At 71.9% G+C, this 23,799-nt stretch carries 21 protein-coding genes; 8 read left to right on the top strand and 13 right to left on the bottom strand.

Annotated features, from left to right (window positions below):
• The first annotated feature begins 171 nt into the window (after nucleotides 1-171).
• The 5 genes from ACIF83_RS15160 to ACIF83_RS15140 all read left to right on the top strand — a co-directional run bounded on the left by ACIF83_RS15160 (nucleotide 172) and on the right by ACIF83_RS15140 (nucleotide 5,948).
• Nucleotides 172-1,599: an aldehyde dehydrogenase family protein gene (locus ACIF83_RS15160; RefSeq protein ID WP_399726967.1), complete on the top strand. Its 1,428-nt coding sequence runs from the start codon at nucleotides 172-174 to the stop codon at nucleotides 1,597-1,599.
• Between the two features lie 321 nt (nucleotides 1,600-1,920).
• Complete coding sequence (locus ACIF83_RS15155; protein WP_393469421.1) at nucleotides 1,921-2,931, top strand: hypothetical protein; 1,011 nt, start codon at nucleotides 1,921-1,923, stop codon at nucleotides 2,929-2,931.
• A gap of 43 nt (nucleotides 2,932-2,974) precedes the next feature.
• Nucleotides 2,975-3,886 (top strand): oxygenase MpaB family protein, encoded by a 912-nt coding sequence (locus ACIF83_RS15150; protein ID WP_399726964.1) that lies wholly within the window; start codon nucleotides 2,975-2,977, stop codon nucleotides 3,884-3,886.
• A complete protein-coding gene (locus tag ACIF83_RS15145; RefSeq protein ID WP_399726961.1) occupies nucleotides 3,883-4,920 on the top strand; it encodes a cysteine synthase family protein in 1,038 nt (345 codons plus the stop codon). Before ACIF83_RS15150 ends, ACIF83_RS15145 begins: the two co-directional genes overlap by 4 nt.
• Nucleotides 4,917-5,948 (top strand): ornithine cyclodeaminase, encoded by a 1,032-nt coding sequence (locus ACIF83_RS15140; protein WP_399726958.1) that lies wholly within the window; start codon nucleotides 4,917-4,919, stop codon nucleotides 5,946-5,948. The genes ACIF83_RS15145 and ACIF83_RS15140 overlap by 4 nt, the downstream gene beginning before the upstream one ends.
• A gap of 52 nt (nucleotides 5,949-6,000) precedes the next feature.
• Here ACIF83_RS15140 and ACIF83_RS15135 read toward each other — a convergent pair whose 3' ends face one another.
• Nucleotides 6,001-7,161 carry a CaiB/BaiF CoA transferase family protein gene (locus tag ACIF83_RS15135; protein WP_393469409.1) on the bottom strand — a complete coding sequence of 387 codons (1,161 nt, stop codon included), beginning with the start codon at nucleotides 7,159-7,161 and terminating at the stop codon, nucleotides 6,001-6,003.
• Nucleotides 7,162-7,341: 180 nt separating this feature from the next.
• Between ACIF83_RS15135 and ACIF83_RS15130 the strand changes: the two genes are divergently transcribed.
• Complete coding sequence (locus ACIF83_RS15130) at nucleotides 7,342-8,970, top strand: class I adenylate-forming enzyme family protein (RefSeq protein ID WP_399726954.1); 1,629 nt, start codon at nucleotides 7,342-7,344, stop codon at nucleotides 8,968-8,970.
• Between the two features lie 35 nt (nucleotides 8,971-9,005).
• Nucleotides 9,006-10,055 (top strand): LLM class F420-dependent oxidoreductase, encoded by a 1,050-nt coding sequence (locus tag ACIF83_RS15125; protein WP_399726951.1) that lies wholly within the window; start codon nucleotides 9,006-9,008, stop codon nucleotides 10,053-10,055.
• A gap of 51 nt (nucleotides 10,056-10,106) precedes the next feature.
• Here ACIF83_RS15125 and ACIF83_RS15120 read toward each other — a convergent pair whose 3' ends face one another.
• The 3 genes from ACIF83_RS15120 to ACIF83_RS15110 form a co-directional block, all read right to left on the bottom strand.
• On the bottom strand, nucleotides 10,107-12,149 hold the full coding sequence (locus ACIF83_RS15120; protein WP_399726948.1) for a BTAD domain-containing putative transcriptional regulator: 2,043 nt from the start codon (nucleotides 12,147-12,149) through the stop codon (nucleotides 10,107-10,109).
• Between the two features lie 50 nt (nucleotides 12,150-12,199).
• Nucleotides 12,200-12,373 (bottom strand): hypothetical protein, encoded by a 174-nt coding sequence (locus ACIF83_RS15115; protein ID WP_398137542.1) that lies wholly within the window; start codon nucleotides 12,371-12,373, stop codon nucleotides 12,200-12,202.
• 137 nt (nucleotides 12,374-12,510) lie between these two features.
• Complete coding sequence (locus tag ACIF83_RS15110; RefSeq protein WP_399726945.1) at nucleotides 12,511-12,834, bottom strand: hypothetical protein; 324 nt, start codon at nucleotides 12,832-12,834, stop codon at nucleotides 12,511-12,513.
• 178 nt (nucleotides 12,835-13,012) lie between these two features.
• Between ACIF83_RS15110 and ACIF83_RS15105 the strand changes: the two genes are divergently transcribed.
• Nucleotides 13,013-14,011 (top strand): LuxR C-terminal-related transcriptional regulator, encoded by a 999-nt coding sequence (locus tag ACIF83_RS15105; RefSeq protein ID WP_393469392.1) that lies wholly within the window; start codon nucleotides 13,013-13,015, stop codon nucleotides 14,009-14,011.
• 98 nt (nucleotides 14,012-14,109) lie between these two features.
• Here the strand turns inward: ACIF83_RS15105 and ACIF83_RS15100 are convergent, their stop codons facing one another.
• From ACIF83_RS15100 to ACIF83_RS15060, 9 genes are all read right to left on the bottom strand, one after another.
• On the bottom strand, nucleotides 14,110-15,402 hold the full coding sequence (locus ACIF83_RS15100) for an MraY family glycosyltransferase (protein WP_393469389.1): 1,293 nt from the start codon (nucleotides 15,400-15,402) through the stop codon (nucleotides 14,110-14,112).
• A 151-nt stretch (nucleotides 15,403-15,553) separates the two neighbouring features.
• Nucleotides 15,554-16,792 (bottom strand): serine hydroxymethyltransferase, encoded by a 1,239-nt coding sequence (glyA, locus tag ACIF83_RS15095; protein WP_398137543.1) that lies wholly within the window; start codon nucleotides 16,790-16,792, stop codon nucleotides 15,554-15,556.
• Nucleotides 16,793-16,894: 102 nt separating this feature from the next.
• Entirely contained in the window at nucleotides 16,895-17,572 is a 678-nt protein-coding gene (locus tag ACIF83_RS15090; protein WP_393469385.1) for a protein-tyrosine-phosphatase, read from the bottom strand.
• A complete protein-coding gene (locus ACIF83_RS15085; protein WP_097252410.1) occupies nucleotides 17,569-18,216 on the bottom strand; it encodes an L-threonylcarbamoyladenylate synthase in 648 nt (215 codons plus the stop codon). The genes ACIF83_RS15090 and ACIF83_RS15085 overlap by 4 nt, the downstream gene beginning before the upstream one ends.
• Before the next feature lie 52 nt (nucleotides 18,217-18,268).
• Nucleotides 18,269-19,114 (bottom strand): peptide chain release factor N(5)-glutamine methyltransferase, encoded by an 846-nt coding sequence (prmC, locus tag ACIF83_RS15080; RefSeq protein ID WP_145883688.1) that lies wholly within the window; start codon nucleotides 19,112-19,114, stop codon nucleotides 18,269-18,271.
• A gap of 29 nt (nucleotides 19,115-19,143) precedes the next feature.
• Nucleotides 19,144-20,211: a peptide chain release factor 1 gene (prfA, locus tag ACIF83_RS15075; protein WP_399726939.1), complete on the bottom strand. Its 1,068-nt coding sequence runs from the start codon at nucleotides 20,209-20,211 to the stop codon at nucleotides 19,144-19,146.
• Nucleotides 20,212-20,317: 106 nt separating this feature from the next.
• Entirely contained in the window at nucleotides 20,318-20,542 is a 225-nt protein-coding gene (rpmE, locus tag ACIF83_RS15070) for a 50S ribosomal protein L31 (protein WP_014675000.1), read from the bottom strand.
• Between the two features lie 146 nt (nucleotides 20,543-20,688).
• Entirely contained in the window at nucleotides 20,689-21,819 is a 1,131-nt protein-coding gene (locus tag ACIF83_RS15065; protein ID WP_393469377.1) for an LCP family protein, read from the bottom strand.
• Nucleotides 21,820-21,976: 157 nt separating this feature from the next.
• Nucleotides 21,977-23,701, bottom strand: a complete 1,725-nt coding sequence (locus ACIF83_RS15060; protein WP_399726934.1) for a trypsin-like serine protease — start codon at nucleotides 23,699-23,701, stop codon at nucleotides 21,977-21,979.
• Nucleotides 23,702-23,799: the final 98 nt, after the last annotated feature.

Here is a 23,799-nt window from a genome sequence, read left to right as displayed (position 1 = left end):
AAAATTCTTCGGTTGGCTGCTCAGGCCGGTCCGGAGGCAGTTACCCATTCAGGTTGTCTCCAGTCCTCTGTGCGTCGGTTGGGCGAGGGTTTGACCTGCCTGTTGCACCGCCCGACGCATGAAGGGTCTTTTTCGACAGCCATGGATTCGCCAGTGATGGATTCACCAGTCATGGATTCGCTGCCACTTGGCTCGGTTTATCTGGACGGCCGTTGGACCGCTCCCGGGAGCCGGGAGACGCTTCCGGTCGAGAATCCCGCCACCGAGACGGAGATCGCCCGGGTGCCGGTGTGCGGCGCGGCGGACGTGGCGCGCGCCGTGGCGGCGGCCGGTGCGGCGGGTGCCGGCTGGGCCGCGACGGACCCGGCCACCCGGGCCGGGACACTCCTGTCCCTGCGCGACTCCCTCGCCGAACACCACGACGAGATGGCGCAGTTGATCACCCGGGAGATGGGCTCGCCCATCACCTTCTCCCGGCGCGTGCAGGCGGGCCTGCCCCTGAAGGTGCTGGAGGGCTTCGCCGACGCCCTGACGGCTCAGCCGGACGAGGAGCGGATCGGGCACTCGCTGGTCGTGCGCGAGCCGGCCGGGGTGGTGGGCGCGATCACGCCGTGGAACTATCCGCTGCACCAGGTGATCGCCAAGGTGGGCGCCGCGCTGGCGGCGGGCTGCACGGTGGTGCTCAAGCCGAGTGAACTCGCCCCGCTCTCCGCGTACTTCCTCACCACCCTGATCGACGGCCTCGGCCTGCCGCCCGGCGTGTTCAACCTGGTGCCGGGCCGTGGCACGGAGGCCGGCCGGGCGCTCGCCGCCGCCGACGGCGTCGACGTGGTCTCCTTCACCGGCTCGCTGCGCGCCGGCCGGGAGGTCGGCTCGGTCGCGGGCGCCGGCGTCAAGCGGGTCTGCCTGGAGCTGGGCGGCAAGTCGGCGACGGTGGTACTGCCGGACGCCGACCTCGCCACGGCCGTCACCGACGGGGTGCACTCCGCCCTGCACAACGCCGGGCAGACCTGTTCCGCCCGCAGCAGGCTGCTCGTGCCCCGGTCCCGCCTGGACGAGGCGGTGGACGTGGTCCGCTCGGCCCTCGCCGCCTACCCGCCGGGCGACCCGACCGACCCCGCCTGCCGGCTCGGTCCTCTGGTCTCACGGGACCAGCGCGACCGGGTCCGGGAGTACCTGCGGGCCGCCGAGGCCACCGGCGCCCGTCGGGTCGCCGGCCCACCGCGGGACGAGGTCCCCGCCCGCGGCCACTACGTGCCGGCCGGCGCCTGGACCGACGTACCGCCCGACGCCCCGCTCGCCCAGGAGGAGATCTTCGGCCCCGTCCTGGTCGTACTCCCCTACGAGGACGAGCCGGACGCCATCCGCCTGGCGAACGCCACCCCCTACGGTCTGGCGGCGACCGTCTGGTCCGCCGACCAGGACCGTGCCACGACCGTGGCCCGCCAACTCCGCGCCGGCCAGGTCGACATCAACGACGCCGCCTTCAACCCGGCGGCCCCCTTCGGCGGTTACGGCATGTCCGGCGTGGGCCGCGAACTGGGCCTGCACGGCATCCACGAGTTCCAGGAAACCAAGGCCCTGCAACTACCGGCCTGAAGCAACACCACACGCCCCACAAGCCACCGAAGACGAAGCCGGGCCGGCACACCCCCACACCCCACAAGCAGCGGAAGGCGAAGCCGAAGCCGAGCCGCCCCCACCAGCACACCCCCACACCCCGCGCACCCCGCGCACCCCCACGCCCCACGCCCCCACGCCCCGCACGCCGCCGACGGCGCGCACCCCCCACAGGGGCCACCCGCACCCGACGACGAATTCCGCACGGGTGGTGCGGGTGGGAACCCGATCACCGCCGAAGGCGAAGCCGAGGCGGCACACACCGACCACGACCACGACGGGTACCAGATGACCCTCCGCATGCCGCCCCTCCACTCCGACTTCCCCACCAGGATCAGCCCGTTCACCGACAGCGTCGAACAGAGCACCCGCGCCTTCGTCGCCCGCTACGACCTCGTCCCCGACCAGGCCGCCCGCGACCACCATGCCCGCTCCCTGCTCGGCACCCTGATGTCCCGCGCCTATCCCCACTCCGGCGAGACGGAACTCGCCCTGGTCACCGACTGGATCAGCTGCATGCTGGTCCTGGACGACCAGTTCGACGAGACCCGGCTGGGCCAGGACCCCGACCGGCTGCGCCGGGTGTGCGACGAGGTCCTCGGCTGGCTCCCCGCCGACGGCACCGTCCCCGAACTGCCGCAGAACCCGGTGGAGGCCTCCCTCAGCCGGGTGTTCCACCCGGCCTACGCGGACCTGTGGCGCCGTACCGCGCCGTACACGTCCGACACCTGGCGCGCCCGCTTCGCCGGCCACGTCGGGGCGTTCTTCGACACCTGCGTGTGGGAGTCCCGCAACCGCCTCACCGGCCGGGTGCCGAGCCTCGCCGAGTACATCGAGTACCGGGGCCGCGCCCTGATGCCGTACCTGGACCTGATCGAGGTGACCACGCACGCCGAGGTCCCCGAGGAGATCTACCGGCTGCCCGAGTTCACCGAGATGAACCAGGCGCTCTCCGACGCCGACCTGTGGACCAACGACCTCTTCTCCTGCGAGAAGGAGGCGTTGCTCGGCGACCCGCACAACCTCGTGCTGGTCCACCGCCACGAGCACGGCTGCGATCTGCAGACCTCGGTCGACGCGGTCGGCGCGATGGTCCAGGCGCGCTTCGACCGGTTCACCGAGCTGAGCCGGACCTTCCCCGGCCCCGCCCTGGCGGCCGAGCTGTCCCCGGCCGAGCGGGAGTCGCTGCGCCACCACATCGAGGGCCTGCGCAGCTGGCTCAGCGGCCAGCTCCAGTGGCGCTACGAGACCGGCCGGTTCGACCCGACGCGGCCCGAGGTCGTCTCGGCCACCGGCTCGACCCCGCTGTAGCGGGCCCCGACCCATGCCGATCACCAGCCATCGAGGTACTCGAATGCGAGACCGGTACGCGCCCCTGAAACACCTGCAGACGCTCGATCCCAAGGCGGATCACGAACTGATCCACCGCATATCCTCCGACCGGGAGTTTCCCTGGGACTACGGCCGAGGTCTGGAAGTCGCGATCTGGCGCACCTGCTGTGTGCCCAGCATCTCCGAAACCCTGGACGGCAGCGGGGAATTCGCGCTGCGCGCCCAGAAACGGTACGACGACACCAGAATTCTGCTCGGCGAAATGGTGCGCGGCGGATACGACTCCGAGCGCGGCCGGCAGGCCCTGCGGCAGATCAACCAGGCGCACCGCCGCTTCACCATCGACAACGACGACATGCTCTATGTGCTGTCCACGTTCGTCTTCGAGCCGATCCGGTGGATCGACCGCTGGGCGTGGCGCCGGGTCAGCGAGACCGAGCGGCTGGCGGCGTTCTACTTCTACACGGAGGTGGGGCGGCGGATGAACATCCGTGACCTGCCCACCGACGTCGACGCCTTCGAGCGGTTCAACCGGGACTACGAGAAGGAGCGCTTCCGCCCCGCGCCCAGCAACCAGCGGGTGGGCGGCCAGATCCTCCGGCTCTACGCCTCCTGGTACCCGCGTCCGGTGAGCGACGTGGTGGCCGCGACCCTGCCCTGCCGCCTGGACCGCGCGGCGCGCGACGCGCTCGGCATGCCGGAGCCGGCCGGCTGGGTGCGCGGCCTGAACGTGCTGGGGCTGCGGGGCCACGCGGCGGCCGAGCGGCTGGCGCCGGACCTGATGGCCCGGCTGATGACCCGGCCGACCGCCCGGACCTACCCGGGCTATCCGCACGGCTACCGCATCAGCGACATCGGCCCCGACCACGTCACCCGGCCCACCGCGGGGGCGCGGCCGGAACAGGTCATGACAGCAGGAAACGATCACTCATGACGTCGTTCAACGCGCCGCCGGCCACGGCCCACCCGCCGGGGCGGATCGGCGGCACCCCCCTGGTGCCGGTCCGTGTCCCGCTGTCGGCCAGGTCCGTGCGGCTGTGGCTGAAGCTGGAGTGGCACAACCCCTTCGGCTCGATCAAGGCCCGCACGGCTCAGGCCCTGCTGGACGCCCTGGAGGCGAGCGGGCGGCTGGGCCCGGGCAGCCGGGTGGTGGAGTCCACCTCCGGCAACCTCGGCATCGCGCTCGCCGGCCTGTGTGCCGCGCGGGGCTACGCCTGCACCCTGGTCGTCGAGCCGAGCACCCCGCAGGCCAGCGTGGGCCGTATGAGGGAACTGGGCGCCGACGTGGTCGTGGTGCGGGAGGTGCCGGGCGGCCGGACGCTGGACGCCCGGCTGCGGGCGGTCGAGGAGCTGCTGCGCCGGGATCCCGGCGCCGTGTGGACGGACCAGTACCGCAGCCCCGCCAATCCCGGTGTGCACGAGAGCCGGACCGGCGCGGAGCTGGTGCGGGAGGCGCCGGGCGGCGCGTACGACGCGGTCGCCGTGGCGGTCTCGACGGGCGGCACGCTGGCCGGGATCGCCCGGTCCTTCCGGGACCGTCTGCCCGCCGCCCGGGTCATCGCCGTGGACGCCGTGGGCTCCGCCGCACTGGGCGGTCCGCCGGCGGAACGGCCGTACAAGCTCGCCGGGTTCGGCTCGGGCCGCCCCTCCGACTTCGTGCGCCCGCACCATGTCGACGACGTCGTCCGGGTGCGCGACGAGGACGCCGCCGCGGCCTGTGTGCTGCTGCGGCGGGCCACCGGGCTGTCGCTGGGCGGGAGCTCGGGAGCCGCCGCGCTGGCCGCGGTGGTCCGGGCCGCCGCGGACCCCGCGCTGCGCGAGGTGGCCTGCGTATGCCCGGACAGCGGCGAGAAGTATCCCCTCGAGGAGACCGCGGCCGAGGCCCGGGCGAGCGCGTCGCCGGGCGTTGCCACGGCTCTGAAGGCCCTGGCCGGCACCACCCACGCACAGGAGACAGCCATCCCATGACCAACTCCCCCATGCCTTCGCTCACCTATCTCGGCAGCGCGGACGTCGCCGATGTGTGCGCCGCCCTGCCGGTCGTCGACATCGTCGAGGACACTCTGCGGGCCGTGCACCGCGAGGCGGCCGGACTCACCCCCGAGGCCGCGCTGCGCTGGACGACGCCCTCCGGTGCCGCCGCGCGCAGCCTGATCCTGCCCGGCTGGTCCGGCGACGCCTACGGCTGCAAGATCATCAACGCCTCGCTGGGCAACCAGCGCCTCGGCCTGCCTCGCGCCGCCGGGCTGATCGTCCTGAACGACCCGGAGACCGCCCGGCCCGCCTGGGTGATGGAGGGCGGACTGATCAGTGCCCTGCGCACCGCGGGCGTGTCGCTGGCCGCGCTGGGTGCCCTGCGGGATCCCGCCCAGGTCACCGAGGCGGCCTTCCTCGGCTGCGGACGGCAGGCCGAGGTGCATCTGGACCTGCTCGTCCGGACCTGCCCGAAGCTGTCCGAGGTCGTTCTGTACGACCAGGACCCGGGTCGCGCCCGCCAACTGGCCGCCCGGCTCGGCACCTCGGCACCGCAGCTGGCCGTGTCCGTCGTGGCCGAGGCGCGGGAGGCGGCCGGCCGGGCACGGCTGGTCGTGGCGGTGACGACGACGACCGAGCCGTACGTCGAGCTGGACTGGCTGACGGAGGGTTCGGTCTTCGTCAACGTCTCGCTCGACGACGCGGCGGAGAGTCTGCTGCTGGGCTGCGACGCGCTGTTCGTCGACGACTGGCGGCTGGTCGCCGAGGACGATCACCGCCTGCTCGGGAAGCTCGCCCGGGCCGGCAAGGTCACCGGCCCGGGCGAGCCGGCCCCGGACGGCGGCCGGAGCGTCGACGCCACCCTGCCGGCGCTGGTGTCGGGTGCGTTCACCGGGACGGTCGGTGCCGCGGACCGGGTGGTGGTCAACCCGTTCGGCATGGGAGTGCACGACATCGCCGTGGCCGCGGCGGTCCGCGACCGGGCGCTCGAACTGGGCCTCGGCGTGGCGCTGCCGCACTGACGCCGAAGGGGCCGGTGCCGCCACACGGACGGCGCCGGCCCCTTCGCTCCGCTCACTCCCCCTCGGCCGCCTCCGGCCGTCGGCCCAGCACCTCGGCCGTGTGCTCACCGTGCGCGGGAGCCGCGCCGCGCAGCGAGTCGAGGCCCGCGCCGAACCGCACCGGGAACCGCACCTGGCGGCGCGGCCGGTCGGCGGCGGAGCCCGGCAGTGTGCCCACCAGCTCCCGCTCGGCCGTGTGCGGGTCCGCCAGCAGCTCCTCGGCGGACTCGTAGACCGGCGCCCAGGGGATGTCGAGGCCGGACAGGACCGAGGTCCACCAGGCGAAGTCACGCTGCGCGAACACGCCGGCCAGCAGCTCCGCCACCTGGTGCTTGGCCCGGGTGCGGGCGGGGCGCCGGTCCCAGGAGTCGTCGTCCAGCTCGGGGAACTCCGGTGCCAGGGCGTGCCGGAAGGCCAGCCAGAACTTGTCCTCGAAGGTGGCGAGGGTGATCCGGCGGCCGTCGGCCACCGTGAACACGTCGTTGTCCCCGGTGACCAGCGGGCTGTCCACGGGCTCGGCCCGCTCGAGCAGCGGCAGCGCGAACGGCCCGCTCCAGGCCGCGGCCGCCTCGTGCAGGGAGACGTCGAGGTGCTGGCCCTCGCCCGTGGTGCGGGCCGCGAAGGCGGCGACGACGGTGGCGTACGCGGCGTACATCGCGCCGGCCAGGTCCGCCACCCGCACGCCCACCCGGTCGGCGCGGCCCGTGGTGCGATGCGGTACGGCGAAGAACCCGGACAGGGCGAGGAAGTTGAGGTCGTGACCCGGCCGCCGCGCGTACGGCCCGGTCTGCCCGAAGCCGGTGATCGAGCAGAGCACGATCCGCGGATTGGCCTCCCGCAGCCGGTCGTAGCCGAGGCCCATCCCGTCCAGCACGCCGGGCCGGTACGACTCCACGACGACGTCGCTGTCCCGCACCAGCCGCAGCAGGTCCGCGCGCCCGTCCTCGGTCCGCAGGTCGAGCACGACCGACCGTTTGTTGCGGTTCAGCGCGGCGAAGGCGTCCGGGTCCACGAGCCGCCCGTAGTCGCCGAGTTGCGGGTCCTCGACCTTGACGACGTCGGCGCCCAGATCGGCCATCGTCAGCGTCGCGAATCCCCCGGGCAGCAACCGGGAAAGATCCAGTACCCGCAGCCCCGACAATCCGGGCCAGGCGCCCGCCAGATTCCGCGTCATGAAGAACTCCCAAGCTTTTCCGAGCAGTTCGGTCGCTGCACCGTAAAGCACCTGAAGAAACACGGAACTGGAAACAGCCTGGATTTCCTTCTGCCCCTTTCCCCGTGACGGCCGTTTGTTTTCCGAGAATGTTCGCCGTCCTGGCCGAATGCGGCCGCCCTCGTCCGAAGGAGCCCGTTCATGCCCGCTGAGTCGTCCTGGCCCGCGGACCGCTCCGTCCCCCTCTTCGACCGGTCCGTCGGCGCGCTGCTGCGCGAGGCCGCGGCGGCCCACGGGGACACCGTCGCCCTGGTGGGCGTGCCCGACGGCGACGGGCCCCGCCAGCAGTGGACCTACCGCGAACTGCTCGCGGAGGCGGAGTCCGTCGCGGCGGGCCTGCTGCGCCGCGTGGAGGTGGGCGCCAAGGTGGCCGTATGGGCGCCGAACGTGGCCCGCTGGCCCGTGTTCGCCTACGCCGCCGCGCTGGCCGGCGTGACCCTGGTGACGCTGAACCCGGCGCTGCGCGCGGAGGGCCTGGAGCACGCGCTGCGCGCCTCCGGCGCCGAGCTGCTGCTGCACGCCGAGCGCAGCCGCGACCACGACATGGCCGCGGTCGTCCACGAGGTCGAACCGCGACTGCCCGGCCTGCGGCACATCGTCCCCCTCGGGGCGTGGGACACGCTCCGGGCGAGCGGTCCGCTGCCCTCGGACGAGGAGGTCCGCGCGGTCCCGGCCCAGCTGCAGTTCACCTCGGGAACCACCGGGACGCCCAAGGCGGTCCTGCTCTCCCACCGCGCGGTCGTCAACGTCGCCCGCCTCACCTTCGAGGGGCTCGGCGTCCCGCGCGGTGTCACCGTGGTCTCCCCGCTGCCGATGTTCCACACCGCGGGCTGTGTCATCTCCACCCTGGGGCCGCTGTGGAGCGGCGGCACGTTCGTCCTGCTGGAGCGCTTCCACCCGCTGGCCCTGCTCGAGACGCTGCGGGAGCACTCGGGCGCCCTGCTCACCAGCGTGCCGACGGTGCTCACCTCCCTGTGCGAGGTGGCCGCCGCCGCCCCGGGACCGCTGCCGACCCTCTCGGCGGTGCTCACCGGTGCCGCCCCGGTGCGCGCCCAGCTCATCCGCGCGACCGAGGAGTTGTTCTCCACGACGGTCTTCAACCTGTACGGGCAGACCGAGACGGCCTCCGTCCTGACCCTGACCCGGCCCGGGGACTCCGCCGAGCTGAAGACCACCACGGTGGGCCGGCCGCTGCCGCACGCCGAGGTACGGATCGTGGAGCCGGGCACCGGGGTGGTGCGGCCGCTCGGCGTCCAGGGCGAGATCTGTGCCCGCGGGTACCAGCAGATGCTCGGCTACCACGGCGACGAGGAGGCCACCGCCCGCAAGGTCGACGCGGACGGCTGGCTGCACACCGGGGACCTCGGCTCGATGGCCGCGGACGGCACCCTGCGCGTCGCCGGACGCCTCGACGACCTGATCATCCGGGGCGGCGAGAACATATCGCCCGCCGCCATCGAGGAACTGCTGTGCACGGTGCCCGGGGTCCGCGACGCCGTCGTCGTCGGTGTCCCGGACGACAAGTACGGCGAGGTCGTGGCGGCCGTCCTGCAGCGCGCCGCCGACGGACCGGAGCCCGACGCCGGACAGGTGCTCGCCGAGTGCGTGCGCCGGCTGCCCCCGCACATGGTGCCCGCCGCCCTGTACCTCGCCACGGACCTGCCGCTCACCTCCTCCGGGAAGGTGCAGCGCTTCCGGGTCCGCGAACTGGTCCTGGCCGGCCTGATCCGCCCCCTGACGGCCCGTCCGGTCGCCGCGGCCCGCGGCTGAGCCGGGACGGACACACACGAGGACGCGAGGACAGCATGAAGATCTCGATGCAGCTGCGCTACGACGGCGACATCGTCCGGGCCGCCCGTGACGTCACCGCGCTCGAACGGGCCGGCCTCGACCTGATCTGGGTGCCCGAGGCGTACGGGTTCGACGCACCCAGCTTCATGGGCGCGATCGCCGCCCGCACCAGCCGGGTGGAGATCGGCTCCGGAATCCTGTCGGTCTACACCCGTACGCCCGCCCTGCTCGCGATGACGGCCGCCGGGGTCGACGCCCTCTCCGAGGGCCGCGCCCATCTCGGCCTGGGCGCCTCCGGTCCGCAGGTCGTGGAGGGGATGCACGGGGTGCCCTACCGGTCCCCGGTGGAGCGCACCCGGGAGACCATCGAGGTGATGCGCGCGTTCTGGCGGCGCGCCGAGCCGGTCTCCTACGACGGCTCCACGGTCCGGCTCCCGCTGCCCGCCGACACCCCCGGCGCGACCGGGCTGGGTACCCCCATGCGGCTGCTGACCCCGCCGACGCGGCCGGAGGTCCCGGTGTGGGTGGCCGCCCTCGGCCCGCGCAACGTGCGGATGACCGCGGAGACGGCCGACGGGTGGCTGCCCATGTTCTTCGTGCCGGAGTGGTGCGACCGCGTCTGGGGCGAGGACCTCAGGGCCGGGGCCGCGGCCCGCGAACCCGGGCGGGCCCCGCTGATGATCTCCGCGGGCGGCCTGCTGGCCATCGGCGACGACGCCGCCCGGCACCGCGAGCGGGCGCGGGACCGGCTCGCGCTGTTCATCGGCGGCATGGGAGCGCCCGGCCGCAACTTCTACTACGACCTGGTCTGCCGCTACGGCTTCCGCCGCGAGGCCGAAACCGTCCAGTCCCTGTTCCTGCGCGGCGAGCGCCGGGCGGCCGCGGCCGCGGTGCCGGACGCCCTGCTGGAGGCCACCACGCTGTGCGGCCCCGAGTCCTACGTGAAGGACCGCATCGCCGCCTACCGCGAGGCCGGTGTGACCCACCTGGAGGTCGCCCCGGTCCCCGCCGAGGGGGAGACCGAGGCGGACCTGGTGGCCCGGGTGAAGGAGCTGTGCGGCTGAGCTGAGCGGTCTCGGGGAAGTGGGGCACGCCCCCGAGACCGCTCAGCGGCCCTAATCCCTGGCCAGCGCGGCCAGCCGGGTCAGGGGCAGGAAGGCGTACTCCCCGCCGGAGCGGGCCGGACCCTCCAGGACCTGCCGGTCCACCAGGGCCTCCAGGACGTCCTCCGCCTCCCGCGGGGAGCAGCCGAGCAGCCCCACCGTGGCGGCGATGGTGAACGACCCGGCGCTGCCGACCAGTTCGGACACGGCGTCGCCCAGTCGGGTCCCGGCCTCCGGCAGGGCTCGGGCGATCCGGGCGGCCACGTCCAGATCGCCGGTGACCAGCTCGCCGAGCCGCTGCCCCGGGTCCTCCAGGCGCTCCGCCAGCCGGGACAGCGGCCAGTGCGGACGTGCCGCCAGCCGCATGCCGGCGACCCGTACGGCCAGCGGCAGCCCGCCGCACAGCCGGGTGATGCGGTCGGCCGCGCCGCGTTCGGCGCTCACCCGACCCTCCCCGATGACGGACGCCAGCAGGGCGGCCGCCTGGTCGGCGTCGAACGGGGTGATCCGGAAGTGCCGCGCGCCCTCAAGACCGGACAGCGGCTCCCGGCTGCACACGAGCAGCGCGCTGCTGACCCCGCCCGGCACGAACGGCCGGACGGCCTGCTCCCCCGGTGCGTCGTCGAGGACGACGAGCAACTGCCGCTTGCCCAGCAGGCCCCGGTAGAGGGCGCTGCGGGCCGGAAGCGACTCGGGCACGGACTCGGCCGGCAGGCCCAGCGCGGTGAGGAAGCGGCCCAGCAGCAGCCGCACCTCCTCGGGCGCGCCCGTGCGCAGCTCCCCGTGCAGCACGCCGTCGCGGAACGTGGGCCGGGAGGAGGCCGCCACCCGGGCGGCCAGGATGGACTTGCCCACGCCGACGGGTCCGTACAGCGCGGCGATGGGCGCGGCGCCGAAGGCCACCTGTGGTCCGCGCCCGGTGAGGTGGTGCAGGATCCGCTGCTGTTCCGGCCGGTCCACGTAGTCGCGGATGCCGGGCGGCATGTGGAAGGGGCGGACCGGTTCCCCCGCGCTGCGGCGGGCCGCGGGGCGGGGCGCCGCCTCCTCGTCCGTGCGCAGGATGGCCGACTGGGCCTGGCGCAGTTCGTCGCCCGCGCCGATGCCGCTGTAGTTGCGCAGCCGCCGGTCGACGGCGGCGAACATCTCCAGCGCGGCCGCCCGTTGGCCCGAACCGGCCAGTGCGGTCACGAGCCGTGCGTGCACGCCCTCGTGCAGGCGGTGGTCCCGGGCGATGGGTCCGAGGTGGTCGATGACCTCCTCGTACCGCGCCTGCGGCAGGACCAGGTCGGCCAGCCGCAGCGCCGAGGTGACCCGCTGGTTGCGGGCCTCCGCGGCGACCGGATGGTCCGTGAGCCCGGGCCCCATGCCCTCCAGCACGGGCCCGCGCCACAGCGTCAGGGCCTCCTCGAGCAGGGCGATCTCACGCTCCGGCTGCTCCGCCTCCCGGGCCTGCCCGGCCAGCCGGGCACACCGGCGGAACCGGAGCAGGTCCAGCTGGTCCTCCTCGGAGACGAGCAGTTCGTAGCCGTTGGAGCGGCGCATGAGCAGGGCGGGCGGCGCCTCGTCGCCCGTGTGCGTCTCCAGCAGCTGGCGTATGCGGTAGACGTACGTGTGGATCAGCTGCCCGAAGGAGTCGGGTATGTCGTCGCCCCACAGGACGTTGGTGATCTCGTCGCGGTCGACGGGCTGGTTCACCCGCAGCGCCAGCAGGCCCAGCAGGCTCTGCTGCTTCGGGGTGCCCGCCGTCACCTCGGCCGGCCCCCGGCGAACCGAGAGCCTGCCGAGGATCTGCAGGGCGAGCGGTTCATGGGCGGCGTGCGCGGCGGGGTCCGACGGGACCGGCACGGGCTCGGGGAACAGCACGGGCTCGTCGAGGACTTCGGCGAGCCGCTGCAGGGAGCTGGCCCGGGGTGCGCGTACGCGGCCCTGTTCTATCTCGCGGAGCGTGCGCAGGCTGAGCCCCGATCTCTCCGCTACCGCGCGCTGGCTGACTCCCCGCCGGACGCGCGCATTCCTGACGATGGTGCCGATATCTCGGTGTGCGATCGGCGACATGCGATTTCGAGGCCCCCTCTCGGCGTGAACGGAATACATGATTCCTGAATTCAGTCCCACACCATGGAGTCGCTCGGGTCGACCGGGAGGTGCACTCCCGTGACACCGGAAACCACGGCGGCGGGCGGGGCCTGCTCATCCGCGGAAGCGGCGGCGGCCCCGATACCGAGGAGGGCGAAGAGCGTGGCGATAACGGTCACGGCACGGTGAACGGTGCGGTTCATGAAATTCCCCCGTCATGAAGTCCCGGCTGTTTGCCGGGTCAGGTCTTTGCTGACGTGACTTCACTCTTGCGTGCCGTCAGGGACATCTGAAGGGTTTACCGCTGGACGGAAGCGTCCCCGTCCGGTTCCGTCCAGCACTAATGACGGGTGCATGCCACCCATGGATCGTCGTCACCGGGCTCGCCGATGAACGCGTCGTGGTAGCGCGGGACGAGCACACCACCGCATGACTGCAGCGCGTAACCCCGCAGCGGACCCTCGTCCACCGCCCGGCGGGACAGGCGGAGCGCCCCGCGCTCGGCATCGCGCAGCCTGGGTGTGACGTGGAAGAACCCCAGGGTGAGAGCCCCGTCGGAGAGGGCGTGGACACTGACGTGCTCCAGGGCGTCGGCCGGCTCGCTCGCGGCCAGCAGCCAGTCGACGAGCCCGCCGGGAACCCCGAGCGGAGGAGAGGAACACATTTGAACGTGAATGAGGTGCATGTCACGACCTTTTCGGCTGTCCGGCCACCCGAACAACCCTGCGCCCTCGCCGCTTTCGGCCATGGAACAAAGCGGCCAGCCTCTATTGGCTACCGCAACGCGGCACTCCCGTGCCATGATCAAATGGCCGTAACGATCGCCGCAAGGAGATTCACCGATGCTGGAGCTGCTGGGCCTCGACACCAAGGCTGAAGCGGTGTACAGGTCCATGCTCGCCAATCCCGAGGCGGGAACAGCGACCCTCGCCGGGCTGACCGGTCTGCCCGAGCAGGAAATCCGTGACAGCCTCGACCTGCTGAGCGAACTGGCGCTGATCCGCCCACAGAATGCGGAATCCGGAATTCCGCGCGCGGTGTCCCCGGATCTCGGGCTGGAGATCCTGCTGGCGAGACAGCAAGCGGAATTGGCAGTTCACCAATCCAGAGTCGAGGCGTCCAGAGCGGCGGCGGCGGAACTCATGGCCCAGTACGCGGACATGCGCCTCCAGGCGGCCGCCACGGGCACCAATTTCCTGTCCGGCGTCGAGGCCGTGCGGGAGCAGCTGGCGTCGATGACCCGCAAGGTCCGCGACGAGGTCCTGTGCTTCGCGCCGAACGGCGCCCACTCGGAGGCGAGCCTGCGCGCGGCGAAGCCCCTCGACCAGGAGCTCCTCGACCGCGGGGTGCGGATGCGCACCGTCTACCTGGACAGCGTGCGCAACAGCCCGCACACCCAGGCGTACGCCGAATGGCTCGCGGAGCGGGGCGGAGCGGTACGTACGGCCCCCTCCCTGCCGGTACGGCTGATCATCACCGACCGCACCTGCGCCGTCATATCCGCCAACGCGGAGAGCTCCAGCGACGGAGCCGTGGTCATCACCGGAGAGGGCACCCTGACCGCGCTGTGCGCCCTCTTCGAGAGCGTCTGGTCCACCGCGACCCCGCTGAGCGCCCTGCCCGAGCCCGACGAGCGGGGGCTCACACCGCAGGAGAGCCAGGCCCTGAAGTTCCTCTACGAGGGCCACACCGACGAGACGATCGCCAAGCGGCTCGGCATCTCGCCGCGCACCGCACGCCGGATCGCCAACACCCTGATGACAAGGCTGGACGCCCGCAGCCGCTTCCAGGCCGGCGCCAAGGCGGTCCAGATCGGCTGGCTCTCCGCGGAGCCGGAGTGAGGAACGACAGCAGACACCCTGGATGACAACGATGCCGGGCCCCACGCCGCCGAAGAGGTGGCGCGGGGCCCGGCATCACCGTTCGGACCCCTCCCGGACTACCGCGCGTCGGCCTCGGCACCCCGGTCCGGCACCAGCGCCTGGTCCCGGAGCGCGGTGGACCCGTGGCACTCGCGCACCGCGCCGCCCGCCGGCACCGCGGCATCGGGCGCGGGCACCGCCCGCCGCCTGCGGTACCGCGGCGGCACGAAGCGCTCCGCCCACCTGGGAGCACGCGGCGTGAAGCGGGGCAGCAGGAGCAGGACCAGGCCGACCGCGCTGAGGAAGACCACGCCCAGCACGATCCACATCGACGCCGAGTTCACCGAGTACGCCAGGGCACCGAAGGCGATCAGCGCCGACCAGAAGTACATGATCAGCACGGCCCGGCTGTGCGAGTGGCCGATCTCCAGCAGCCGGTGGTGCAGATGGCCCCGGTCGGCCGCGAACGGGGACTGGCCGCGCCAGGTGCGACGCACGATGGCCAGCACCAGGTCCGCCGCCGGTACGGCGATGATCGTCAGCGGGAGCAGCAGCGGGATGTAGACCGGCACCGTCTGGTGCACCGCCGCCTTCTCCGAGCCCGTGAAGAGGGCCAGCGCGTCCGGGTCGACCTGCCCCGTGATGGAGATCGCACCCGCGGCCAGCACCAGCCCGATCAGCATCGAGCCCGAGTCGCCCATGAAGATCCGCGCCGGGTGCATGTTGTGCGGCAGGAAGCCCAGACACATACCCATCAGGATCGCCGCGAACAGGGTCGCCGGAGCGGCGGCCTCGATGCCGTACGAGTACCAGATCCGGTACGAGTACAGGAAGAACGCCGCCGCCGCGATGCACACCATGCCCGCGGCCAGGCCGTCCAGACCGTCGACGAAGTTCACCGCGTTGATCGTGATGACGACCAGGGCGACCGTGAGCAGCGTGCCCTGCCACTGGGTCAGCGCCACGTTGCCGACGCCCGGGATGGGCAGCCACAGGATCGTCAGACCCTGCATGACCATGACGCCCGCGGCGATCATCTGGCCGCCCAGCTTGATCAGCGCGTCGATCTCGAACTTGTCGTCCAGGACACCGATCAGCCAGATCAGCGCGGCCCCGGAGAGCAGCGCCCGTGGCTCGTTGGATCTGGCGAAGACCTGGTTGAGGTTCGTGAGGTGGTCCGCGACCAGCAGACCGGCACACAGGCCGAAGAACATGGCGATCCCGCCGAGGCGCGGAGTGGGCTCCCGGTGCACGTCACGTGCCCGGATCTCCGGCATGGCTCCCGCCACGATCGCGAACTTCCGTACCGGCCCTGTCAGCAGATACGTCACCGCGGCCGTGATGCAGAGCGTCAGCAGGTATTCACGCACGGGCTTCCCCACAGGTCTCGCTGGCCATCACAGCCCACCACCCTAGCGAGCGACGCATATGGATGAGGACTTCCGGGTAGCGATGATGGTTGCACGGATGGCTGTGCACGTCGGTGCACACCGGGGTGTACGGCTGTGCGCCTACCCTCGCTCAGCCGGGATAAGGCGGAAATCTACCGGCCAGCTCACGCACCTCCTCCCGTGCCCCGGCCGGTTCCGTCCCGCCCCGCAGGACCGAGGCCAGCAGCGCGGCGATCTTGACCATCTCCGCCTCCCCCATGCCCTGTGTGGTCACCGCGGCCGTCCCCAGGCGCAGCCCGCGCCCGTCGCCGTGCGGCAGCACACAGCAGTCCAGGACGAACCCGGCCGCGGCCAGCCGGCCGCGCGCGGTGCGCCCGTCCATGCCGAGCGGGGCCGGGTCGGTGGTGATCAGGTGGGTGTCCGTGCCGCCGGTGGTGACCGCGAGGCCCTCGGCGGCCAGCTGGGCCGCGAGAACCCTCGCATTGGCGACCACCTGATGGGCGTACACGCCGAACGCCGGTGTTGCCGCCTCGCCGAACGCGACGGCCTTGGCGGCGATGGTGTGCATCTGCGCGCCGCCCTGGGTGAAAGGGAACACAGCCCGGTCGACACGCTCGGCCAGCTCGCCGCCGCACAGGATCATTCCGCCGCGCGGGCCGCGCAGCACCTTGTGGGTGGTGGCGCACACCACGTCGGCGTACGGCACCGGGTTGGGCGCCGCTCCCCCGGCGACCAGCCCGATCGGGTGCGCGGCGTCCGCGATCAGATACGCCCCGACCTCGTCGGCCACCTCGCGGAAGAAGGCGTAGTCGAGGTGGCGGGGGTAGGCGATCGAGCCGCACACGATGGCCTTGGGCCGGTGATTGCGGGCCAGGTGGCGCACCTGGTCGTGGTCGATGAGCCCGGTCTCGGCGTCGACGCCGTACCCGACGAAGTCGAACCAGCGGCCGGAGAAGTTCGCGGGCGAGCCGTGGGTGAGATGGCCGCCGTAGGGCAGCCCGAGGGCCAGGACGGTGTCTCCGGGGCGCAGCAGGGCGGCGTAGGCGGCCAGGACCGCCGAGGAGCCCGAGTGGGGCTGGACGTTGGCGTGCTGGGCACCGAAGAGCGCCTTGGCCCGCTCGACCGCGAGGCGTTCGGCGACGTCGACCAGTTCGCAGCCGCCGTGGTACCGGGCGCCGGGGTAGCCCTCGGCGTACTTGTTGGCGAGCGGTGAGCCGAGGGCGGCGAGCACGGCCGACGAGGTGAAGTTCTCGGCGGCGATCAGCTGCAGCGTCGTCGACTGCCGCGCCAGTTCCCCGTGCAGGATCTCGGCCAGCTCCGGGTCCTGCCGCCGCAGGACATCGGTCTCGAGGGTATGGGTGACCGACATGGCGGGCTCCCGGGCGGTCGACGGTGACGTAGGTCCAATGTAGGTCGGGGCCGCGTCGATCGCGCGCCGCCGTGGGCACGTCCCGACACCGCCGGGAGTCGCCTACATCCGCGCCGGCAGGCCCGTCAGCGCCGTGACCACAGGATCCAGCGCCTCATGTATCTCGTCCCCGATCGACCGGAAGAACGGCAGCGGCGCCCCGTACGGGTCGTACACCTCGTCCGCCTCGGCGGTGGGGGCCAGCAGCCACCCGCGTAGAGCCGCGGCCGCACGGACCAGCGCCCGCGCCCGCGCGACCACGCCGTCCTCCAGCGGCGGCAGTGTGGCCGGATCTATCGCACGGACCAGACGGGTGAACTCCTTCAGCGTGAACGTCCGCAGCCCCGCCGAGTGCCCCATCGAGATCACCTGTGCCCGGTGGTCCCGTGTGGCCGTCAGCACCAGGTCGGACGTGATGACGTGCTCGTCGAGCAGCTCCCTGCCGACGAAGCCGGAGGCGTCCGCGCCGTACTCGGCCAGCACGGTCTCCGCGTTGGCCTCCATGGGCGCGCCCTCGTGGCCCCAGGTGCCCGCGCTCTCCACGATCAGCCCGCCGCCGAGTACGCCGAGCCGCTCCGCCACGAAATGGCGGGTCAGCCGCTCGGTGATCGGCGAGCGGCACACGTTGCCGGTGCTGACGTGGAGGATGCGGAAGGTGTCGCGCGGAAACCCGAACGTCGTCGTCTGTTCCGCCTCACGTTCCCCGTTGCCTATGCCACGCCCCGCCTCAGGGGCCGTCAATTCGCCACCTCGAGGTCGGGTACGACCTTCCGCAGCTCGTCCGGGGAGATCGCGCCCTCGCGCAGCAGCACCGGAACCGGACCGGTGACGTCCACGATGGACGAGGGCACGTTGCCCGGGGTGGGGCCGCCGTCGAGGTAGACGGAGACGGAGTCGCCGAGCATGTTCTGGGCGGCGTCGCAGTCCTCCGGCGCCGGGTGGCCGGTGAGGTTCGCCGAGGACACGGCCATGGGGCCGACCTCGGTGAGCAGCTCGATGGCGACCGGGTGCAGCGGCATGCGGACGGCGACCGTGCCACGGGTGTCGCCGAGGTCCCACTGCAGGGACGGCTGGTGCCGGGCGACCAGCGTGAGGGCACCCGGCCAGAACGCGTCGACCAGTTCCCAGGCCAGCTCGGAGAAGTCCGTGACCAGGCCGTGCAGGGTGTTCGGGGAGCCGATGAGGACAGGGGTGGGCATGTTGCGGCCCCGGCCCTTGGCGGCGAGCAGGTCGGCGACGGCCTCGGAGGAGAACGCGTCGGCGCCGATGCCGTACACCGTGTCGGTCGGGAGCACCACCAGCTCGCCCCGGCGGACCGCGGACGCGGCTTCACGCAGACCCGTCACGCGGTCGGTCGCGTCGTTGGTGTCGTATCGCCGTGCCATGTCTAGCGGGCCTCCTCGTACACGTACTGCGGGCTGGAAGTCGTCGGGGTGGTCACGGCAGCGCCCGGCGGGCGGTCGCGAACCGGGGGCGGTTGTTGAGGTCGGGGTGGTCGGCCGCGTCGGCCCAGCCCCGCTCCTCGGTGAAGATCCACGGCACCTGGCCGCCCTGGGTGTCGGCGTGCTCGATGACGACGACACCGCCGGGGCGCAGCAGCCGGTGCGCGGTGCGTTCGAGGCCCCGGATGAGGTCCAGGCCGTCCTCGCCGGAGAACAGCGCCAGCTCCGGGTCGTAGTCGCGGGCCTCCGGTGCCACGTACTCCCACTCGGTGAGCGGGATGTACGGCGGGTTGGAGATGACCAGGTCGACCTGTCCGTCGAGGTCGCGGAAGGCGTCCAGGGCGTCGCCCTGGCGCAGGTCGACCCTGGACCCGGCCACGTTCTTGCGCGTCCACACCAGGGCGTCGTCGGACAGCTCCACGGCGTGCACGCGCGAGCGCGGGACCTCCTGGGCGAGGGCGAGCGCGATGGCGCCCGAGCCGGTGCACAGGTCGACGATGCAGGGCTCGACGACGTCCATGGCGCGCACGGCGTCTATGGCCCAGCCGACCACGGACTCGGTCTCCGGCCGGGGCACGAAGACGCCCGGGCCGACCTGGAGCTCCAGGTACCGGAAGTAGGCCCGCCCGGTGATGTGCTGCAGCGGCTCGCGCTGCTCACGCCGGGCGATGACCTCCCAGTAGCGGGCGTCGAAGTCGGAGTCCTTCACGGAGTGCAACGCGCCCCGCTTCACGCCGTGCACGAACGCGGCGAGCTCCTCCGCGTCGTTGCGCGGCGAGGGCACGCCGGCGTCGGCCAGCCGCTGGGCGGCCTGGGCCACCTCCGCGAGCAGCAGGTTCACGCAAGTCCTCCGGGTAACTCGTACGTGCCTTATGCAGCTGCCAGCTTCGCCGCCGAGTCGGCGTCGACGCAGGCCTGGATCATCGCGTCGAGGTCGCCGTCCAGGACCTGGTCCAGGTTGTACGCCTTGAATCCGACGCGGTGGTCGGAGATGCGGTTCTCCGGGAAGTTGTAGGTGCGGATCTTCTCGGAGCGGTCGACGGTGCGGACCTGGCTGCGGCGGGCGTCCGCGGCCTCCCGCTCGGCCTCCTCCTGCGCCGCGGCGAGCAGCCTGGAGCGCAGGATACGCATCGCCTGCTCCTTGTTCTGGAGCTGGCTCTTCTCGTTCTGGCAGGAGGCGACGACTCCGGTCGGGATGTGCGTGATGCGCACGGCGGAGTCGGTGGTGTTGACGGACTGGCCGCCGGGGCCGGAGGACCGGTACACGTCGATCCGAAGGTCGTTCGGGTTGATCTCGACGTCGACCTCCTCGGCCTCGGGGGTGACGAGCACACCGGCGGCGGAGGTGTGGATACGGCCCTGCGACTCGGTGGCCGGCACGCGCTGCACGCGGTGCACACCGCCCTCGTACTTCAGCCGCGCCCACACGCCCTGGCCGGGCTCGAGCTGCCCACGGGCCTTCACGGCGACCTGGACGTCCTTGTAGCCGCCCAGCTCCGACTCGGTGGCGTCGATGACCTCGGTCTTCCAGCCGACGCGCTCGGCGTAGCGCAGGTACATGCGCAGCAGGTCTCCGGCGAACAGCGCGGACTCGTCGCCGCCGGCGCCGGCCTTGATCTCCAGAATCACGTCCTTGTCGTCATTCGGGTCGCGCGGGATGAGCAGGAAGCGCAGCTTCTCGGTCAGCTCGTCGCGCTGCTTGTCCAGCTCCTTGACCTCTGCGGCGAAGTCAGGATCGTCGGCGGCGAGCTCGCGCGCGGTCTCCATGTCGTCGCCGGTCTGCTTCCAGGAGCGGTACGTGGCGACGATCGGGGTCAGCTCGGCGTAGCGCTTGTTCAGCTTGCGCGCGTTCGCCTGGTCGGAGTGGACCGACGGATCGGCGAGCTTCTTCTCCAGATCGGCGTGCTCGGCGACGAGTTCCTCGACGGCCTCGAACATCTTTCGGCTCCTGTACTGCGGGGGGAGGGGTGGCGGGCGACCAAAAACGCCGGTCCCGGGCACACCCCGGTGAGGGCGCGACCGTGGACCGGCGAATTGGGGCTCGCTACTTCTTGGAGCCGGCGGCAGCCTTGCCGAAGCGGGCCTCGAAGCGGGCCACACGGCCACCGGTGTCGAGGATCTTCTGCTTGCCCGTGTAGAACGGGTGGCACTCGGAGCAGACCTCGGCCCGGATGGTGCCGGACTCGATGGTGCTACGGGTGGTGAACGACGCGCCGCAGGTGCAGCTGACCTGCGTCTCGACGTACGCGGGGTGGATGTCGCGCTTCAAGGTGTCTCCTAGATTTCGGGAGGGCGCCGGGTCGCTGTCGCGGGCTGCGAAAGCGTGAACCGGAGCCGACGTACCAGTCTGCCAGGACTGGCGCCATCCCCCAAAACCGGGGGGCGTCGTCGTCTATTCCCCGGGGGTGAGCGGGCTCAGGGAGTCACCACACCCTTGGCTTCGCCCGTGGCCGTTCCCTTGGTCGCCGATGCCGGGATCGGCCGGTCGTGCTGCAGGGCGTCCCAGACCAGCTGGGCCTTGGCCTTCGCCACCAGGACCCGGTTGAGGTTGGCCGGGTCGTACTGGACGGGCATCGTGACCATCTTCGTGCGGGACGAGCTGATGCCCTTGAGGCCGTTCGCGAAGTCCGCGAGGGTGTTGACCGAGCCGAGGTCGGAGTCGGTGGTGACGGCCTTGGTGGCGGTGTCGGCGAGGTTGTACAGCTTCGTCGGGTCGCTGAACACGCCGACGTGCTTGACCTGGTCCATCAGTGCCTTGACGAACGCCTGCTGGAGCTGGATGCGGCCGAGGTCGGAGCCGTCGCCGACGCCGTGCCGGGTGCGGACCAGACCGAGCGCCTGCTCCCCGTCGAGGGTGTGGGTGCCGGCCTTGAGCTTCAGGTGGCTCTGCGGGTCGTCGATGCTCTTGGTCGTGGTGACCGGGACCCCGCCGAGGTCGTCGATGAGCTTCTGGAAGCCGGCGAAGTCGACCTCGAGGTAGTGGTCCATGCGGATGCCGGTGAGCGACTCGACGGTCTTGACGGTGCAGGCCGCACCGCCGGTGGAGTACGCCTCGTTGAACATCACGCCGGACGCGGCCGGATGCGTGGTGCCGTTGGTGTCGGTGCACTCGGGGCGGTCGATGAGGGTGTCACGCGGTATGGAGACCACGCCGGCCTTCTTGTGGCCCTTGTAGACGTGGACGATCATCGCCGTGTCGGAGCGGGCGCTGCCGTCGTCGGTGCCGCCGCCGAGCTTCTTGTTGGAGCCGGAGCGGGAGTCCGAGCCGAGGACCAGGATGTTCTCGGAGCCGTTGTCGATCTTCATCGGCCGGTCGGCGCCGAGAGCCTGGTTGATGTCGACGCTCTTGATGTTGCCGTTGAGCTTGAAGTAGACGTACCCGACGCCGGTACCGCCCAGCACGACCACACCGGCGGCCGTCCAGGCCGTCACGAGCAGGGCCTTCCGGCGGGTGCTGCGGGTCTTGCGGCGGCTGCCCCTGCCACGGCGGGATCCGGTCTCGCCCAGCCCCGGTATGCCGGGCTCCGGCGTGCTCTCGGCGGACACGTCACTCCTAGGTCTCGTCCATCACACCATCGTCGCTCTGTCTGGTCAGACGGAGGAACTCGGGCAAGGGTTGCACAACGCAAAGTGCCCATCGCGTTCGGCGATGGGCACTCTGCGTGACTGTGTCACCTCGGGTGAGCTCGACTCACCTGCGGATTCAGCCCCAGAGGTCGTACTGCTGGAAACCGGTGCCAACCGAGACACGTGTGGCAAAGATCTCGCTGGTCGCCTTGCCGGTGCCCTTGTACAGGTAGAGCGTGCCGCCGGAGGTGCGCGCCAGGAAGTCGGCCTTGCCGTCCCCGCTCACGTCGCCCACCGCGTCGAAGGCGTTGTATCCGGTCCAGGCGCTGCGCACCTCGATCCGGGCGGAGAAGGCGCCGGAGCCCGACTTCCCGGTCCCCTTGTACAGGTACAGGTCGCCGGTGCTGCTCTTGCGGGCGAGCAGGTCGGCCTTGCCGTCACCGGTGAAGTCGCCGTGCCCGCGCACCATGTTGTACTGGTTCCACCCCGTGCCGACGCTCACCCGCGAGCCGAAGGTGCCGTGGCCCTTGCCCGGGTAGAGCCAGAGCGTGCCGCCGGAGTCGACGGACAGGATGTCGGGCAGGTAGTCGCCGGTGAGGTCACCGGGCGCGATGATCCGGGTGCGGGTCGTCCAGCCGCTGAAGATCTTCGTCGTGGTCCAGGTGCCCTGGGTGCGGTCGCTGCTGAGCACGATGTGGTCCCAGTACACGTCACCGGTGGAGCTGACCCGGTAGACGAAGTCCTGGTAGCCGTCCCGGTCGAGATCGGCCTGGAGGACCAGGTTCACCCCGCTCCAGTCGCCCAGGGAGATCCGGGAGCCGAACGAGCTTCCCGTGGAGTCTTTCTCGTAGCCGGTCTTCGTGGAGGAGTTGCGTACGAAGAGGTCGGCCTTGCCGTCGTCGTAGCTCATGTTGCTGTCGTCGATGTGCGGGTAGACAGCTCCGACGTACGTGGAGACCTTGCTGAAGACGCTGTAGTAACCCTTCTCGACGCAGTCCGCCACGCCCCAGGAGACGACGCCGACGATCCGGGGGCTGCCCGCCGCATCCTTCACGATCAGCGGGCCGCCGGAGTCGCCGTTGCAGGTCGCCTTGGTACCGGTGTCGCTGCCGGACTGCGTGCCCGCGCAGACCATGTGTCCCGCGACGAAGCCGGCGTAGACACCGCTGCAGGTGCTGTCGGCGTGGATGGTCAGCGGGGTCGTCTTCAGCGTCGGGGAGATGTCGTCGCTGGTGGAGCTGGTGCGGCCCCAGCCGTAGACCTGGGCACTGGTGCCGGCGGCGTAGGAGGCGGTGTCGCCGGACGTGGTCATGCGGATCGGCGTGGCGCTGACCGGGACGGCCAGGGTGAGCACGGCGATGTCGTTGTCGATCGTCGCCGGCTTGTACGACCCGTGGTTCCACTGACGCAGGACGCCGGTGGCCTGGCCGCCGTGCAGGTCGGTGCCCGAGGCCAGCTGGTCGGTGCCGGTGACGACCGCCCCGTAGGCCTTCCAGTCGTAGGGTTTGTCGTTCTCCTCGTCCCAGACGCAGTGCGCCGCGGTGAGGATCTTCGTCGGCGAGACGACCGTGCCCCCGCAGAAGAAGCCGTCGTCGTCGCTGGTGTCGCTGGTGCCCTTGTCGTCGTAGTACCAGAGCTGGGCCATCCAGGGCGCCGAAGAGATGGTGGTGTCGGTGCCGCCGATGATCTTCGGCGAGACGGCGGACGGGCTGCTGCTCGTCGTGGACGTGTCGCCTGCGGAGGCACCCGCGATGCGCTTCTCCAGAGTGGCCTGGGAGGGCTGGCTGACGACGGGCTGGGCAGTCGGCTTCGGCAGCGCGGTGGCCGCACCGGCGGACCCCGTCAACAGCGCGGCGGCCACGGCACCGGCGACACCGACAGCGGCAAGGGGCAGAGCAAGGCGTGTACGGCGTCTGTGCCGCCCGGACAGGGGCGTGGGCAAGGAGGTCCCCCCAGGGA

The sequence above is a fragment of the Streptomyces sp. NPDC085866 genome (assembly GCF_044541035.1).
Lineage (GTDB): Bacteria > Actinomycetota > Actinomycetes > Streptomycetales > Streptomycetaceae > Streptomyces.
Note: the sequence above shows the minus strand (reverse complement) of the source record. Positions and strands in the feature narration are given on the sequence as shown.